Source organism: Microvirga roseola (genome assembly GCF_020866965.1).
GTDB classification, from domain to species: Bacteria; Pseudomonadota; Alphaproteobacteria; order Rhizobiales; family Beijerinckiaceae; genus Microvirga; species Microvirga roseola.
The window spans coordinates 46,525-61,251 of the sequence record NZ_JAJATX010000004.1 but is presented as its reverse complement, the minus strand read 5'-3'; the positions used below and the strand labels follow the sequence as shown (position 1 = coordinate 61,251).

Genomic DNA, 14,727 nt, shown 5'->3' with positions numbered 1-14,727 from the left:
CTTCCTTCGATCACGCTAGAAGGCGGGCTATGGTGCGGGCAAAGCGCGCAGCGATGGAGTCGCGGCTGCAGTGCCGGCCTCCCGAAACCACCGAGCTGCCGCCGACGATCACGGTGTCGACGACAGCCTTGCCGGCCACGAAGACGTAAGCATCGAGCCAGCGGTCGCCTGCGAGGGCTGCAAGATCCGGATGCGCCGCATCGAGCACGACGAGATCCGCCCGGTGGCCGACCTTGATGGCTCCGATTCGCCGTCCCAGGGCGCGCGCTCCGCCTTCGAGCGCCCCGTCGTACAGGCTGCGCCCGGTGGATTGTCCTTCGCGGCGGGCCAGCACGTTGCGGGCGCGGTGCTTGAGGCGCTGGCTGTATTCGAACTGCTTGAGCTCTCCCGGGGCGCTGATCTCGACATTCGAATCGGAGCCGACGCCGAAGAGACCGCCTGCCGCCAGGAAATCGACGCCCTCGAAGATGCCGTCGCCGAGATTTGCTTCAGTGATCGGGCACAATCCCGCCACGGCTCCGCTGACCGCAATGCCCCGCGTCTCGGCGGGATCGAGATGGGTGGCGTGGATCAGGCACCAGCGCCGGTCGACGGGGGCATGGTCGAGCAGCCACGCCACCGGGCGCTGGCCGGACCAGGCAATGCAGTCTTCGACCTCTTTCACCTGCTCGGCGATGTGGATGTGGATCGGCCCCTCGCCTGCGAGGGCCACGACCTCGGCGAGGCTCTCGGGCGTGACGGCGCGCAGGCTGTGGGGCGCGACGCCGACAACTGCATCGTCGAGACCCGCCACGGCCCTGCGCGCGCCTTCCAGCAGGCTGGAATAGCGCTCGACGTCATTGACGAAGCGCCGCTGCCCTTCCGTGGGAGGAGCCGCGCCGAAACCGCCCTGCGCATAGAAGACGGGCAGGAGCGTGAGCCCAATGCCGGTTTCCCCCGCCGCCGCAGCGATGCGGACCGAGAGCTCGGCCAGGTCCGCATAGGCTCGGCCGTCGGTGTCGTGGTGCAGATAATGAAACTCCGCGAGCGACGTGAAGCCGCCCTCCAGCATCTCCATCATCGCGAAGGCGGCGATGGCCTCGACGTCGTCGGGCGTCAGGTCGTCGAGGAAACGGTACATGACCTGCCGCCATGTCCAGAAGCTGTCGCCTTCCGGTCCGCGCGTTTCGGCAAGCCCCGCCATGCCGCGCTGGAAAGTGTGGCTGTGGAGATTCGGGAGCCCCGGCAGCGCGATGCCGGCGATACGCTCACGCCCCTCTGCAGCGGCATCGGACCGCACGGCGCGGATGATGCCGCCTTCGATATCGACCGCCACATTCCGCGCCCATCCGCTCGGCAGCAGGGCATGATCGAGAATGAGCTTGCGCATCGTTGAAACCCTCTTGGTTCATCGGCACCATGCATCCGCAGGGAGGATGGCGGCTGGCTGGGGACCGGCTGCGCGCTAGATCATCAGAGCGGATCGAATACGTCTAGACAATATCCATCTTTTCGGGATTATGTATAGACATTAACCCAAGCCCACCGGAGGAGAACCCATGCGCTTCGACCGGATCTGGTTCAACGCTCGCCTTGCCACCCTTGCCGGCGACGATCTCGGGATCGTCGAGGGTGGCGCCGTTGCGGCGAAGGACGGCCGCATCGCCTTTGCCGGTCCGGTCGAGGATCTGCCCTCCCAACGGGACGCGGCCGAGCGGATCGACTGCGAGGGACGCTGGATCACCCCAGGCCTCATCGACTGCCACACCCATCTGGTCTTCGGCGGCGACCGGGCGCACGAGTTCGAGCTGCGCCTGAAAGGCGCGAGCTATGAGGAGATCGCCCGGGCCGGCGGCGGCATCGTCTCCACGGTGAGGGCCACTCGTGCTGCGAGCGAGGACGAGCTGGTGGCGAGCGCCCTGCCCCGACTCGATCACCTGATCGCCGAAGGCTGCACCACCATCGAGGTCAAGTCGGGCTACGGCCTCGACCTGGAGACGGAAGCGCAGTCCTTACGTGCGGCGCGGCGTCTTGGCCGTGAGCGGAACGTTGCGGTCACCACGACCTTCCTCGGCGCGCATGCGCTTCCGCCGGAGGCGAACGGCGACAAGGACGCTTACATTGCGAAGGTCTGCGAGGAGATGTTGCCCGCCCTCGCCCGCGAGGGCTTGGTGGATGCGGTGGATGCCTTCTGCGAGGGAATCGCCTTCTCGGCGGAGCAGACTGCGCGGGTCTTCGCCACCGCCAGGGCGCTGGGGCTGAAGGTCAAGCTGCATGCCGACCAGCTGTCGAACCTGCATGGAGCCAAGCTCGCCGCCGAGTACGGCGCGCTCTCGGCCGATCACCTCGAGCATACGGACGAGGACGGTGCGGCCGCCATGGCAAAGGCCGGCACGGTCGCGGTGCTGCTTCCCGGTGCGTTCTACATGCTGCGCGAGACGAAGCTGCCGCCGGTCGGTGCCTTCCGCCGGCACGGGACCCGCATGGCGATTGCGACGGACTGCAATCCCGGCACCTCGCCGCTGACCTCGCTTCTGCTCACCATGAACATGGGCGCAACCCTCTTCCGCCTCACGGTCGAGGAATGCATGGCCGGCGTCACGCGCGAAGCGGCGCGCGCGCTCGGCCGTCTCGACGAAACCGGCACGCTCGAGCCCGGCAAATCCTGCGACCTCGCGATCTGGAATATTGAGCGCCCGGCAGAGCTCGCCTATCGCATCGGCTTCAACCCGCTTCATGCCCGCATCTGGAGGGGCCAGTGACAGAAACCGTAACGCTCATTCCCGGCTCCGTTCCCCTCGCCGACTGGCGGCGCGTCTATTTCGGCGCGTATGTTGCCCTCGATCAGGGCTGCCGTCCGGCCATCGAGGCCGGAGCCAAGACCATCGAGGCCATCGTCGCCAAGGGCGACCCCGTCTACGGCATCAACACGGGTTTCGGAAAGCTCGCCAGCGTGCGCATCGGCGCCTCCGATCTGGCGACGCTCCAGCGCAATATCGTGCTTTCGCATGCAGCGGGCGTCGGCGAGCCTCTCCCGGTTCCTGTCGTGAAACTGGTCATGGCGCTCAAACTCGCGAGTCTCGCTCAAGGAGCGTCGGGCATACGCTGGTCCACCGTCGAGCATCTGGCCTCGTGCCTGAAGGTCGGGCTCGTTCCGGTCATTCCCGGCCAGGGATCGGTCGGCGCTTCGGGTGATCTCGCACCCCTTGCCCACATGACGGCGGCGCTGATGGGCGTCGGCGAGTTCTTCGTGGGCGGCGAGCGGATGCTGGCTGAGGACGCGCTTGCGCAGGCCGGTCTTTCGCCTCTCGTTCTCGGCCCCAAGGAAGGCCTCGCCCTTCTCAACGGCACGCAGGTCTCGACGGCGCTGGCGCTGGCCGGGCTCTTCGAGGCCGAGCGCGTGCTCCGCGCCGCCCTCGTCACCGGCGCGTTGGCGACCGATGCGGCCAAGGGATCGGACGGGCCGTTCGACCCGCGCATCCAGCAGCTTCGGCGGCATCGAGGGCAGATCGAGGTGGCGGAGTCCCTGCGCGCTCTGATGCAGGGCAGCGCCATCCGCGCCTCGCATCTCACCAACGACGACCGCGTGCAGGATCCCTACTGCTTGCGCTGCCAGCCGCAGGTGATGGGCGCGGTGCTCGATCTGCTGCGCCAAGCCGCCGCAACGCTCGCGACCGAGGCGAACGGCGTCTCCGACAATCCCCTGGTCTTCTCGGATTCGGGCGAGGTCATCTCCGGCGGCAACTTCCACGCGGAACCCGTCGCCTTCGCCGCCGACATGATCGCCATGGCCCTGTGCGAGATCGGGTCGCTCGCCGAGCGGCGCATCGCCATGCTGGTCGACCCGACCCTTTCCGGCCTGCCGGCTTTCCTCACGCCGAAGCCGGGGCTCAATTCCGGCTTCATGATTCCGCAGGTCACGGCGGCGGCGCTCGTCTCCGAGAACAAGCAGCGGGCCTATCCCGCTAGCGTCGACTCGATTCCCACCTCCGCCAATCAGGAGGATCACGTATCCATGGCGACCCACGGGGCGCGCCGCCTCCTGCCGATGGCGGCCAATGCGGCGAACGTGATCGGGATCGAACTGCTCGCCGCGGTTCAGGGCTGCGACTTCCATGCGCCGATGCGCTCGAGCGAGCGCCTGGAGCGCGCCCGCGCGCTCTTACGCGCATCGGTTCCGTATCTCGACGACGACCGGCACATGGCTCCGGAAATGGAACAGGCGACGGCCCTCGTCACATCCGGAGCGCTGGAGGGGGCTATCGGAAACGACGTGCTGCCGCTCGTCGCGGAAGAGGTCGCGCGATGAGCGCCGAACACCCCTCCTGGCTCACGGTGATCCGCGGCGATGCTCCCCTCCTGGTGAGCCTGCCGCATACGGGCACCGAAATACCCGCAGAATATGAGCACGGACTCGTCTCGCCATGGCTTGCCCGCAAGGATGCGGATTGGTGGATCGAGCGCCTCTACGACTTCGCCTCCGGTCTCGGCGCGACCGTCGTTCGCACGTCGATCTCGCGCACCGTGATCGACGTGAACCGCGATCCCTCCGGCGTCTCGCTCTATCCGGGGCAGGCGACGACGGAGCTGTGCCCGACCAGCACCTTCGACGGCGAGCCGCTGTATCGATCGGGGGCCGAGCCGAGCGCAGACGAGATCGCCGAGCGCCGCGCACGCTTCTTCAACCCCTATCATGCGGTCCTGCGTGAGGAGATCGTGCGGCTTCGCGGGATGCATCCCAAGATCGTGGTCTATGACTGCCACTCGATCCGCTCGGTGATCCCGCGCCTATTCGAAGGCACCCTGCCCCATTTCAACATCGGCACCAATGGCGGCACGACCTGCGCGCCCGCGCTGAGCGGCGCCATCGAGCAGATCAGCGCCGGCAGCGGCTTCAGCTATGTGGTCAACGGCCGCTTCAAGGGTGGCTACATCACGCGCAGCCTCGGGCAGCCGCAGGACGGCGTCCACGCCATCCAGATGGAGCTCGCCTGCCGAGGCTACATGAAGGAGCCGCTCGGTCCTGTCGCCGAAAGCCAGTGGCCCGCCGAATACAGCGAGACCTATGCCGCCCCCATGCGCGCGGCGCTGGCTCTCATTCTCGAAACCTGTCTCACCTTCGCCCGTTCTAAAGCCTGATCGAGGACGCCCCATGACCCGCATCGACAATGCCCGCGTGATCCGCGCAGCCCACGGCGGCGAGCTTGCAGCCAAGAGCTGGCTGACGGAAGCGCCTCTGCGCATGCTCATGAACAACCTGGACCCCGACGTGGCGGAGAAGCCCGGCGAGCTCGTCGTCTATGGCGGCATCGGCCGCGCGGCTCGCGACTGGAATAGCTTCGACCGCATCGTGGCGGCGCTGAAGAACCTCGAGGCCGACGAGACGCTCCTCGTGCAGTCCGGCAAGCCGGTCGGCGTCTTCCGCACTCACCCGGACGCTCCGCGCGTGCTGATCGCCAATTCCAACCTCGTGCCCCACTGGGCCACCTGGGACAAGTTCCACGAGCTCGACCGCCAGGGCCTCATGATGTACGGCCAGATGACGGCCGGATCCTGGATCTATATCGGCAGCCAGGGCATCGTGCAGGGCACCTACGAGACCTTCGTGGAGGTGGGACGCCAGCACTACGGCGGCGATCTCGCGGGCCGCTGGATTCTCACGGCTGGCCTCGGCGGCATGGGCGGCGCGCAGCCTCTCGCCGCCACCATGGCCGGCGCATCCTGCCTTGCGGTGGAGTGCCAGGCGAGCCGGATCGAGATGCGCCTGAAGACAGGTTATGTGGATCGCCGCGCCGACACCCTCGACGAGGCGCTTGCGATTATCGAGCAGTCTTGTCGCGAGAAGAAGCCGGTCTCGGTCGGCCTCCTCGGCAATGCGGCCGAGATCTTCCCCGAGATCTACCGCCGCGGCATCCGTCCCGATGCGGTCACGGACCAGACCTCCGCGCACGATCCGATCAACGGCTACCTGCCCAAGGGCTGGTCGCTCGCCGATTGGGAAGCGAAACGCGAGAGCGATCCGAAGGCGGTGGAGCATGCCGCCAAGCGCTCCATGGCGGAGCATGTGCGCGCCATGCTCGACTTCCACAAGGCGGGCGTGCCGACTCTCGACTACGGCAACAACATCCGCCAGATGGCGAAGGAGGAAGGCGTTGACGACGCGTTCGACTTCCCCGGATTCGTGCCCGCCTATATCCGTCCGCTCTTCTGCCGCGGCATCGGCCCGTTCCGCTGGGCGGCGCTTTCTGGCGACCCGGAGGACATCCACAAGACAGACGCCAAGGTGAAGGAGCTGCTGCCCGACAACAAGCACCTGCACAACTGGCTCGACATGGCCAAGGAACGGATCAAGTTCCAGGGCCTGCCCGCGCGCATCTGCTGGGTGGGCCTGGGCGACAGGCACCGCCTCGGGCTCGCCTTCAACGAGATGGTGGCGAAGGGCGAGCTGAAGGCTCCCATCGTCATCGGACGCGATCATCTCGATTCCGGCTCGGTCGCAAGCCCGAACCGGGAGACGGAAGCCATGAAGGACGGCTCGGATGCGGTCTCCGACTGGCCGCTCCTGAACGCGCTTCTCAACTGCGCCTCCGGCGCGACATGGGTGTCGCTCCATCACGGCGGCGGCGTCGGCATCGGCTTTTCGCAGCATTCCGGCATGGTGATCGTCTGCGACGGCACGCCGGAGGCCGCCAAGCGGATCGAACGCGTTCTCTGGAACGATCCCGCCAGCGGCGTCATGCGGCACGCGGATGCGGGCTATGAGCTCGCCATCGACTGCGCCCGCGAGCACGGACTCAATCTGCCGAGCCTGGGCTGATGCCTGCCCGCGTCATCCGCAACGGCGACCTTGTCCGGGTGCCGTGGAAGAACGGCGGCGGCACGACCGCGGAAGTCGCCGCCTTCCCGGAGGGCTCGGGCTTCGAGACCTTCGGGTGGCGCATCAGCATGGCCGATGTGGCATCCGACGGCCCCTTCTCGGTCTTTCCGGGAATCGACAGGACCCTGATCCTGGTCGAGGGAAGCGGCATCGAACTCGATATCGAAGGCGTTTCCTATCGCCTGGACAGCGCATTCCCGAAGCTCTCGTTTGCGGGCGACGACGCCACCGTGGGACGGCTTCCGTCCGGCCCGATCCGCGACCTCAACGTGATGACGCGGCGCGGACGGTTCAATCACCGCACGCGGATCATGGAATCGGGCATCGCGCTGCTGTCGGAGGATACGGACGCCGCTTTCATCGTCGCCATGGATGCCGCACTCGACGTCACCGTGGGCGATGCGATCCATTCGCTTCAGAGACTCGACACCCTCGCTCTCGCCTCCACTCAGGAAATCATCCAGCTTGCAGGATCCGGCCGCGCGATCCTGATTGAAATCGCCCCCGAAGCTGCGCAATGAGAGTGCAGTTCGGGCTCATCTTGCTGAAAATGGCGGCACCTCATCTTGTCTATACATTTGACATCGGAGCGTGGGCGTGATGCCATTCGCCCGCTCACATTCAGCGGCTGACAAGAGGACGGATCAGGACCTTCCAGAGGGAACCCGTCGAGCCCGAACGAGCAAGGTGGATAAACAGGAGGCTGCAATGAAAGCAATAATGGGTGGATTGGCGCTGCTGGCGCTGGCGGCAGGCTCGGCCTCCGCACAGGAGACCCCGGTTACGGTCGGCATTTCGGGCTGGACGGGCTTCGCGCCCCTGACGCTCGCGAAGGAAGCCGGCATCTTCAAGAAGAACGGCCTCGAGGTCACGATCAAGAAGATCCCGCAGGCCAGCCGCCACCTCGCGATCCAGTCCGGCGACGTGCAATGCGCCGCAACCACGGTGGAGACCTGGATCGTGTGGAACGCGAACGGCGTGGCCACCAAGCAGATCTTCCAGCTCGACAAGAGCTACGGCGCGGACGGTATGGTCGTGCGCAACGACGTCGGCTCGATCAAGGACATCAAGGGCAAGACCATCGCGGCCTCCGCTCCGGGCACGTCGCCCTATTTCGTGCTGGCATGGATGCTGAAGAAGAACGGCCTCACGCCCAAGGACGTGACCATCGTCAACATGGAGCCGGGACCGGCCGCCCAGGCCTTCATCGCCGGCCAGAACGACGCCGCCATGACCTACGAGCCCTACCTGTCGTCCGTGCGCGCCGCCCCGCAGGCCGGCAAGATCATCGCCACCACCCTCGACTATCCGGTGGTGATGGACACCTTCGGCTGCACGCCGAAATTCCTGTCGGACAATCCGAAGGCCGCCAAGGCCCTCGCCGACAGCTATTTCGAAGCCCTCGACATGATCAAGAAGGATCAGACCAAGGCCTACGAAATCATGGGCGCGGACGTGAAGCAGACCGGCGAAGCCTTCGGCAAGTCGGCCCAGTTCCTGCGCTGGCAGGACCGCGAGGCGAACAAGAAGTTCTTCGAGGGCGAGTTCAAGACCTTCTCGAACGAAGCCGCCGACCTGCTGCTGGAAATCGGTGTCATCAAGCAGAAGCCGGACATGAACGCTCTGGCCGACACGAGCTTCATTCAGTAAGACGCCAGGACTTCCGACAGTGGCCCGCAGCGCGGGCCACTGCTCTTTCACCATTCTCCGGTGCCATCCCGGCCGGCTCCAGCGCGGCCCCGGTGGCAGGATAAACCTCCCATGCATCGCCCTCTCGAACCTGTCAGCTACAGCACGCGCATCGTGCTTGGCATCTCCTTCTTCGTGCTTTTCTTCGCCGCCTGGTCCATTGCGACGCTCGGCGGCTACGTCTCACGCACGTTTCTCGCCGATCCGATCACCATGCTGCATGACGGGTGGATGCTGCTCACCCGGTTCGGCTTTCTCTCCGATATCGGCATCACGGTCTGGCGGGTCGTAGGAGGCTTCGTCATCGCGGCGGCGGTCGCCGTGCCGCTGGGCGTGCTGATGGGAGCCTACAAGCCCATCGAGGCCTTCCTCGAGCCCTTCGTGTCCTTCGCCCGCTATCTTCCGGCTTCCGCCTTCATTCCGCTCCTCATCCTGTGGGCGGGCATCGGCGAGATGCAGAAGCTGCTCGTCATCTTCATCGGCTCGGTGTTCCAGATCATCCTGATGGTGGCGGTCGCCGTCGGCAACACGCGCCGCGACCTCGTCGAGGCGGCCTACACGCTGGGCTCCTCCGACCGGGGCATCGTGAACCGGGTGCTCATTCCGGCCAATGCTCCGGACATCGCGGAGATCCTGAGGCTCGTGCTCGGCTGGGCGTGGACCTATGTCATCGTCGCGGAGCTGATCGGCTCCTCAGCCGGAATCGGCCATATGATCATCGACAGCCAAGCGCTCATGGCGACGGGCCAGATGATCTTCGGCATCATCGTCATCGGCATCATCGGCCTCATCTCCGACTTCCTGTTCAAAGCCTGCAACCGGAAGCTCTTTCCGTGGAAGCTCGCATGACCAGAACGATCCTCACCATCGAAAACGTGTCGCGCACCTTTCCCGGCGTGCGGGGCGGCGCTCCCGTGCGGGCGCTGGAGCCGACGAGCCTCGAGGTTGCTCAGAACGACTTCATCACGATCCTCGGCCCCTCCGGCTGCGGGAAGTCGACGCTGCTGCGCATCGTCGCCGGCCTCGACCGGCCCAGCGGCGGACGCGTGCTCCTCGACGGGCGCGAGATCAAGGGTCCCGGCGCAGACCGGGGCATGGTGTTCCAGTCCTACACCTTATTTCCGTGGCTGACGATTGCGGAGAACATCGCCTATGGCCTGCGGGAGAAGGGTATTCCGAAGTCGGAGCGCCGGGACATCGTGGCCTCCTACACCGACAAGGTCGGCCTTCGCGGTTTCGAGCACCATTATCCCAAGCAGCTCTCGGGCGGCATGCAGCAGCGCACCGCCATCGCCCGTGCGCTAGCCAACGATCCTGCCATCCTGCTTCTCGACGAGCCCTTCGGCGCCCTCGACAACCAGACCCGCGCCCTGATGCAGGAGTTGCTGCTCGGGATCTGGGAGCGCGAGCGCAAGACCGTGCTCTTCGTCACCCACGACATCGAAGAGGCGATCTTCCTGGCGTCCCGCGTGATCGTGATGACGGCGCGCCCCGGGCGGATCAAGGCCGACATCCCGGTCGAGCTTCCGCATCCGCGCCACTACACCATGAAGACGAGCCCGGAATTCTCGCAACTCAAGGCGCAGCTCACGGAAGAGATCCGCGCCGAAGCCCTTCAGGCGGACGGGGCGCACTGATCCGGCACAAGCAATGCTGCTGTCAACGCTCGCGAAGCGGTAGGCCTATCGCTTCGCGAGCGTAGCGTTCGGCCGTTCCCAATCGGCGGCGAAGCGCCGGGCGAGGATGGCGCAGACCATCAGCTGGATCTGGTGGAAGATCATCAGGGGCAGAATGATCGATCCGACGTTCTGGCCCGCGAAGATCACGTTCGCCATCGGAGCGCCCGAGGCCAGGCTTTTCTTGGAGCCGCAGAACGTGACCGCGATCTGGTCCTCGCGTTTGAAGCCGAGCCAGCCGCTGCCGTAATAGGTGAAGCACAGGACCGCGATCAGGAGCACGACATCGATCACGATGATGGCTACCAGATCGCTTGCCGAGAGCCTGTACCACAGGCCGGTGATCGTGGCCTCGCTGAATGCGGCGTAGACGACCATCAGGATCGAGCCGCGGTCCACCGTCAGGGTCAAGGCCCTGTGCCGCGCCACCCATTTCCCGATGAACGGCTGCAGGATCTGTCCCAGAATGAAGGGAGCAAGAAGCTGCAGGACGATGCTTTGAACCGCATCGAGCGATACGCCGCCGCCCTGGGTCTTGAACAGGAGCCCGACCAGCAGCGGCGTCAGGAACATGCCGAGAATGTTCGAGGCCGTTGCGGAACAGATCGCGGCCGGCACGTTTCCGCCGGCGATGGAGGTGAAGGCGATCGAGGACTGCACGGTGGACGGCAGGACGCAGAGAAACAGGATGCCCGTGCCGAGCGCCGCCGTGGTGAGACCCGGAACGGCGATGATGATCAGCCCGAGGATCGGAAAGATCACGAAGGTGGTGGCGAGCACGAAGAGGTGCAGCCGCCAATGGGTCATCCCTGCAATCACCACATCCCGCGACAGGCGAGCGCCATGCAGGAAGAAGAGCAGCATGACCGCGATCTTCGTGAGGACCGAAAAGATCGCGGCCGCATCGCCCTGGACCGGGAGAATGGCGGCGGGTAGGAGCATCCCGAAGATCGCCAGCGTGTACCATTCACGCCTGATGAATGCAGTCATCCCTACCTTCAATTCCGATAACGGACGCCTGTCCCCTCATGCGAAAGGCACGGGCAGGCGCTCTCGATAAAAATGATGAAGCGGGCGCAAGCGTCCCTCGCGCCCGCTTCATTATCGCCTGACGCTTAGTCGAGAGGCGGAACGTCGCCGGTGCCGATGTCCCAGTACAGGCCAGCCATCATCGCCAGCCCCTCGCGGGCGATGGCCACCGGCAGGTGCTCGTTCGGCGCGTGCTGCGAGCAGCCGGGATAGGAATGGGGCACCCAGATCGTGCGCAGCTCCAGAATTTCCGAGAAGATGTCGTTGGGCAGCGATCCACCGAGATTCGGCAGGATGGCAGGCTTCTTGCCCGTGGTCCTGGCGAGCGACTTCACGGCCCACGTCACCCATGCATCCTCCGGATCGAGGCGGGTGGCGTGGAAGATCTCATCCCGGCTCTTGGCCACTTCGACCATCGGGAAGCCGTGGCGGTCGAGGTGGCGGCGCAGGGCCGGGAGAACCTCACCCGGGTCGATGCCGACGACGAAGCGCAGCTGGCAGCGGGCCCAGGCGCTCGGCGGAACGGCATTGACCGGCGTCTCCGGGTTCCCCGACTTCATGGCGAGCACGTCGAACGAGCACCAGCCGAAAACCTGCTCGGCGGGCGTCAGGCCGGGCTCGCCCCATTCGGGATCGATGGTCGGGCCATCCGGTCCGCCATCGACCTCGCAATCGGCCAGGGCCCGGCGGACGGAAACGGGAACCTCCTTCGGGACCCATTCGTGAATCCGGATCTGCCCGGTCGGCGAGGCGATGCTCGCGATGGCATGCGCCAGCTGGATGGCGGGATCGGAGAGAATGCCACCCCAGTTCCCGGAATGGTGGCCGCTCTCGCGGGCCTTGATGGTGAGATCGAAGGTCACGCCGCCGCGCGAGCCGAGGAAGATAGTCGGGCGCTCGGCATTGAGGCGCGGGCCGTCCGAGCCGATCAGCACGTCGGCCTTGAAGAGCTCCTTCTGCTCGGTGCAGAGCTCGCGCAGGCCGGGCGATCCCATCTCCTCGCCCATCTCGATGAGGTACTTGGCATTGAAGCCGAGTTTCCCGCGCGTCTCGAGCACCGCCCGCATTCCGGCGATGTTGATGACGTGCTGGCCCTTGTTGTCCACGACGCCGCGACCGTACCAGCGGTCGCCGACCTCGGTCAGCGTCCAGGGGGAAAGCCCTTCGCTCCAATCCTTGTCGAGACCGCGGATCACGTCCCCGTGCCCGTAGCCGAAGATCGTCGGAAGGGAGGGATCCTCGATGCGCTCCGCAAACAGGAACGGCCCCTTTGCCTTGGGGTGGTGGAGAGTCCTGCAGGTGAAGCCGAGGCTTTCCAGCAGCGGCCGCATCTCGTTCTCGACATAGGCGGTGAGAACCTCGGCACGGTCCGGGTTCTGGCTCTCGGTCGGCATGGCGACGAGGCGCGCCAGGTCCTTCTTGAGAGCGCCGGACTCGAAATAGTTCTCTGCCCTTGCAATGGCCGCTTCGCGGGTCATCTCGAATATTTCCTCTTGGTTATCGTTAGGATTGGAGAGGCTCGCCGCTCATGCGCTGATGGCGGCCACCTGTTCGGAATCGTGCAGGTGGCAGGCCACCACGTCCCGGCCATGCTGGGTGAAGCGCGGCGCGATCGAGCTGCATTGCGACATCCGCTCGGCGCAGCGCGGGTGGAACGGACACCCGGGCGGCGGATTGAGCGGATCCGGGAAGGCGAGGCCGAGGCCCGTCTCGGGAATCCCCTCGCCCGGCTCGGGCGTCAGGACCGACGCCAGCAGCGCCTTCGTATAGGGATGACGCGGCGTCCTGAAGAGCGCTTCGGTCTCGGCGAGTTCGACGACGCGGCCGAGATACATCACGGCCACGCGGGTCGCGATATGCTCCACCACCGCCAGATTGTGGCTGATGAAGACATAGGTGAGGCCGAGTTCGCGCCGCAGGTCCATCAGGAGGTTGAGGATCTGGGACTGCACAGACACGTCGAGGGCGGAGGTCGGCTCGTCGCAGACCACGATCTCCGGCTTCATGATGAGCGCGCGGGCGATCGCCACGCGCTGACGCTGGCCGCCCGACAGCTCGCGCGGATAGCGGTCGGCGAAGCGCTGCGGCAGGCCGACCTTGTCGAGGATCTCCAGAGCCTGCCTGCGCCGCTCGGACGCCGTGCCGATGCCGTGAACCTCCAGCGGAAGGGCCACGATGGAGGCGATGGTGCGGCGCGGGTTGAGCGAGGAATAGGGATCCTGGAACACGGGCTGCACGCGCCGGGCCATGCCCTTGCGGCCGAGTTCGCGGATATCCGTTCCGTCGAGGGTGATCCGGCCACCGGTCGGCGGCATGAGGCCGAGCAGCATGCGGGCGAGCGTGGACTTGCCGCAGCCGGATTCCCCGACGATGCCGAGCACTTCGCCCTTGCGGATATCCAGGCTGATGCCATTCACCGCATGCAGGGTCCGCCGGGCCTTGAACATGCCCTGGCCGACGGTGAAGGAGCGGGTGAGGTCTTGAGCTTCGAGAAGCGCGCTCATGCTGCGTTCTCCAGAATGCAGCGCCAGCTCTGGCTGTCCGTGGTCCCACGCATGGGCGGCGCCTGGGCGCAGATGTCTTGGGCAAAGCTGCAGCGGTCACGGAAGCTGCAGCCGCGAATGTCGCCGACGAGAGAGGGCACGACGCCGGGGATGACGCCGAGCCGGCCGCCCGGAACCGTGCGACCCGGCACCGGAATACAGTCGATCAGGCCGCGGGTGTAGGGATGCTTCGGACTGCGGAACAGCGCCTCCGTCGTCCCTTCCTCCACGATCTGGCCCGCATACATGACTGCGACCCGGTCAGCGATGCGCGCCACGATGCCGAGATCGTGCGTGATGAGCAGCATCGCGATGCCGAGCTCGCGCTGCAGGTCCGCCAGAAGCCGGAGGATCTGCGCCTGGATCGTCACGTCGAGAGCGGTCGTCGGCTCGTCGGCGATGAGGAGATCCGGCCCGCACATCAGCGCCATGGCGATCATGACGCGCTGGCGCAATCCGCCGGAGAGCTGATGCGGATATTGCCCGAGGCGTTCCGCCGCCGAGGCGATGCCGACCTTGCCGAGCAGGAAGACGGCCCGCTCGCGCGCCTCCGACTCGCTGGCATTGCGGTGGAGACGGTAGGCCTCGATGAGCTGGTTGCCGATCGTGTAGGCGGGGTTCAGCGCCGTCATCGGCTCCTGGAAGATCATCGCCATGCGGTTTCCGCGAAGCGCATTGATGCGCCGCTTGGACGCACCGGCGAGATCCTCGCCCGCGAAGGCGAGGCGCCGGGTCTGGCGCTTTGCCGCCTTGGGCAGGAGATCCATGATCGCAAGCGACGTCATGGATTTGCCGCAGCCGGACTCGCCCACGAGACAGAGCGTCTCGCCGCGCTTGATGGAGAAGGAGATGTCGCGCACCGCGTGCAAGGTGCCGCGGGGTGTTGCGATGTCGACGCTCAGGCCGTCGACCCCAAGGATCGTGTCGCTCATGG

The 14,727-nt window shown here is 66.0% G+C and carries 13 protein-coding genes; 8 read left to right on the top strand and 5 right to left on the bottom strand.

The window, feature by feature from the left end:
• Positions 1 to 10 precede the first annotated feature (10 nt).
• A complete protein-coding gene (locus tag LG661_RS04290) occupies positions 11 to 1,369 on the bottom strand; it encodes a formimidoylglutamate deiminase (RefSeq protein ID WP_230530633.1) in 1,359 nt (452 codons plus the stop codon).
• A 169-nt stretch (positions 1,370 to 1,538) separates the two neighbouring features.
• Here LG661_RS04290 and hutI point away from each other — a divergent pair, with 169 nt between their 5' ends.
• The 8 genes from hutI (at position 1,539) to LG661_RS04250 (ending at position 10,182) form a co-directional block, all read left to right on the top strand.
• A complete protein-coding gene (hutI, locus tag LG661_RS04285) occupies positions 1,539 to 2,741 on the top strand; it encodes an imidazolonepropionase (RefSeq protein ID WP_230530632.1) in 1,203 nt (400 codons plus the stop codon).
• Positions 2,738 to 4,288, top strand: a complete 1,551-nt coding sequence (hutH, locus tag LG661_RS04280; protein WP_230530631.1) for a histidine ammonia-lyase — start codon at positions 2,738 to 2,740, stop codon at positions 4,286 to 4,288. The genes hutI and hutH overlap by 4 nt, the downstream gene beginning before the upstream one ends.
• Complete coding sequence (gene hutG / locus LG661_RS04275) at positions 4,285 to 5,118, top strand: N-formylglutamate deformylase (RefSeq protein ID WP_230530630.1); 834 nt, start codon at positions 4,285 to 4,287, stop codon at positions 5,116 to 5,118. Before hutH ends, hutG begins: the two co-directional genes overlap by 4 nt.
• Positions 5,119 to 5,131: 13 nt before the next feature.
• Positions 5,132 to 6,796 carry a urocanate hydratase gene (hutU, locus tag LG661_RS04270; RefSeq protein ID WP_230530629.1) on the top strand — a complete coding sequence of 555 codons (1,665 nt, stop codon included), beginning with the start codon at positions 5,132 to 5,134 and terminating at the stop codon, positions 6,794 to 6,796.
• Positions 6,796 to 7,377 carry a HutD/Ves family protein gene (locus tag LG661_RS04265; protein ID WP_230530628.1) on the top strand — a complete coding sequence of 194 codons (582 nt, stop codon included), beginning with the start codon at positions 6,796 to 6,798 and terminating at the stop codon, positions 7,375 to 7,377. The genes hutU and LG661_RS04265 overlap by 1 nt, the downstream gene beginning before the upstream one ends.
• 187 nt (positions 7,378 to 7,564) lie before the next feature.
• The gene (locus LG661_RS04260; protein ID WP_230530627.1) at positions 7,565 to 8,506 is read left to right on the top strand and encodes an ABC transporter substrate-binding protein; all 942 of its coding nucleotides are present in this window, start codon (positions 7,565 to 7,567) and stop codon (positions 8,504 to 8,506) included.
• A 111-nt stretch (positions 8,507 to 8,617) separates the two neighbouring features.
• Positions 8,618 to 9,394 carry an ABC transporter permease gene (locus LG661_RS04255; RefSeq protein WP_230530626.1) on the top strand — a complete coding sequence of 259 codons (777 nt, stop codon included), beginning with the start codon at positions 8,618 to 8,620 and terminating at the stop codon, positions 9,392 to 9,394.
• Entirely contained in the window at positions 9,391 to 10,182 is a 792-nt protein-coding gene (locus LG661_RS04250; protein ID WP_230530625.1) for an ABC transporter ATP-binding protein, read from the top strand. The genes LG661_RS04255 and LG661_RS04250 overlap by 4 nt, the downstream gene beginning before the upstream one ends.
• A gap of 45 nt (positions 10,183 to 10,227) precedes the next feature.
• Here LG661_RS04250 and LG661_RS04245 read toward each other — a convergent pair whose 3' ends face one another.
• From LG661_RS04245 to LG661_RS04230, 4 genes are all read right to left on the bottom strand, one after another.
• A complete protein-coding gene (locus LG661_RS04245) occupies positions 10,228 to 11,211 on the bottom strand; it encodes a bile acid:sodium symporter family protein (protein ID WP_230530624.1) in 984 nt (327 codons plus the stop codon).
• Positions 11,212 to 11,336: 125 nt separating this feature from the next.
• On the bottom strand, positions 11,337 to 12,728 hold the full coding sequence (locus LG661_RS04240) for a M20 family metallopeptidase (RefSeq protein ID WP_230530623.1): 1,392 nt from the start codon (positions 12,726 to 12,728) through the stop codon (positions 11,337 to 11,339).
• A 48-nt stretch (positions 12,729 to 12,776) separates the two neighbouring features.
• On the bottom strand, positions 12,777 to 13,754 hold the full coding sequence (locus tag LG661_RS04235) for an ABC transporter ATP-binding protein (protein ID WP_230530622.1): 978 nt from the start codon (positions 13,752 to 13,754) through the stop codon (positions 12,777 to 12,779).
• Positions 13,751 to 14,725 carry an ABC transporter ATP-binding protein gene (locus LG661_RS04230; RefSeq protein WP_230530621.1) on the bottom strand — a complete coding sequence of 325 codons (975 nt, stop codon included), beginning with the start codon at positions 14,723 to 14,725 and terminating at the stop codon, positions 13,751 to 13,753. The genes LG661_RS04235 and LG661_RS04230 overlap by 4 nt, the downstream gene beginning before the upstream one ends.
• Positions 14,726 to 14,727 lie beyond the last annotated feature (2 nt).

Excerpts from the sequence above, each read along its gene's own strand:
- LG661_RS04230 (WP_230530621.1), bottom strand. The coding sequence starts at position 14,725 with ATGAGCGACACGATCCTTGGGGTCGACGGCCTGAGCGTCGACATCGCA.
- LG661_RS04235 (WP_230530622.1), bottom strand. The coding sequence starts at position 13,754 with ATGAGCGCGCTTCTCGAAGCTCAAGACCTCACCCGCTCCTTCACCGTC.
- LG661_RS04245 (WP_230530624.1), bottom strand. The coding sequence starts at position 11,211 with ATGACTGCATTCATCAGGCGTGAATGGTACACGCTGGCGATCTTCGGG.
- LG661_RS04240 (WP_230530623.1), bottom strand. The coding sequence starts at position 12,728 with ATGACCCGCGAAGCGGCCATTGCAAGGGCAGAGAACTATTTCGAGTCC.
- hutU (WP_230530629.1), top strand. The coding sequence starts at position 5,132 with ATGACCCGCATCGACAATGCCCGCGTGATCCGCGCAGCCCACGGCGGC.
- LG661_RS04250 (WP_230530625.1), top strand. The coding sequence starts at position 9,391 with ATGACCAGAACGATCCTCACCATCGAAAACGTGTCGCGCACCTTTCCC.
- hutI (WP_230530632.1), top strand. The coding sequence starts at position 1,539 with ATGCGCTTCGACCGGATCTGGTTCAACGCTCGCCTTGCCACCCTTGCC.
- LG661_RS04290 (WP_230530633.1), bottom strand. The coding sequence starts at position 1,369 with ATGCGCAAGCTCATTCTCGATCATGCCCTGCTGCCGAGCGGATGGGCG.
- hutG (WP_230530630.1), top strand. The coding sequence starts at position 4,285 with ATGAGCGCCGAACACCCCTCCTGGCTCACGGTGATCCGCGGCGATGCT.
- LG661_RS04260 (WP_230530627.1), top strand. The coding sequence starts at position 7,565 with ATGAAAGCAATAATGGGTGGATTGGCGCTGCTGGCGCTGGCGGCAGGC.
- LG661_RS04255 (WP_230530626.1), top strand. The coding sequence starts at position 8,618 with ATGCATCGCCCTCTCGAACCTGTCAGCTACAGCACGCGCATCGTGCTT.
- LG661_RS04265 (WP_230530628.1), top strand. The coding sequence starts at position 6,796 with ATGCCTGCCCGCGTCATCCGCAACGGCGACCTTGTCCGGGTGCCGTGG.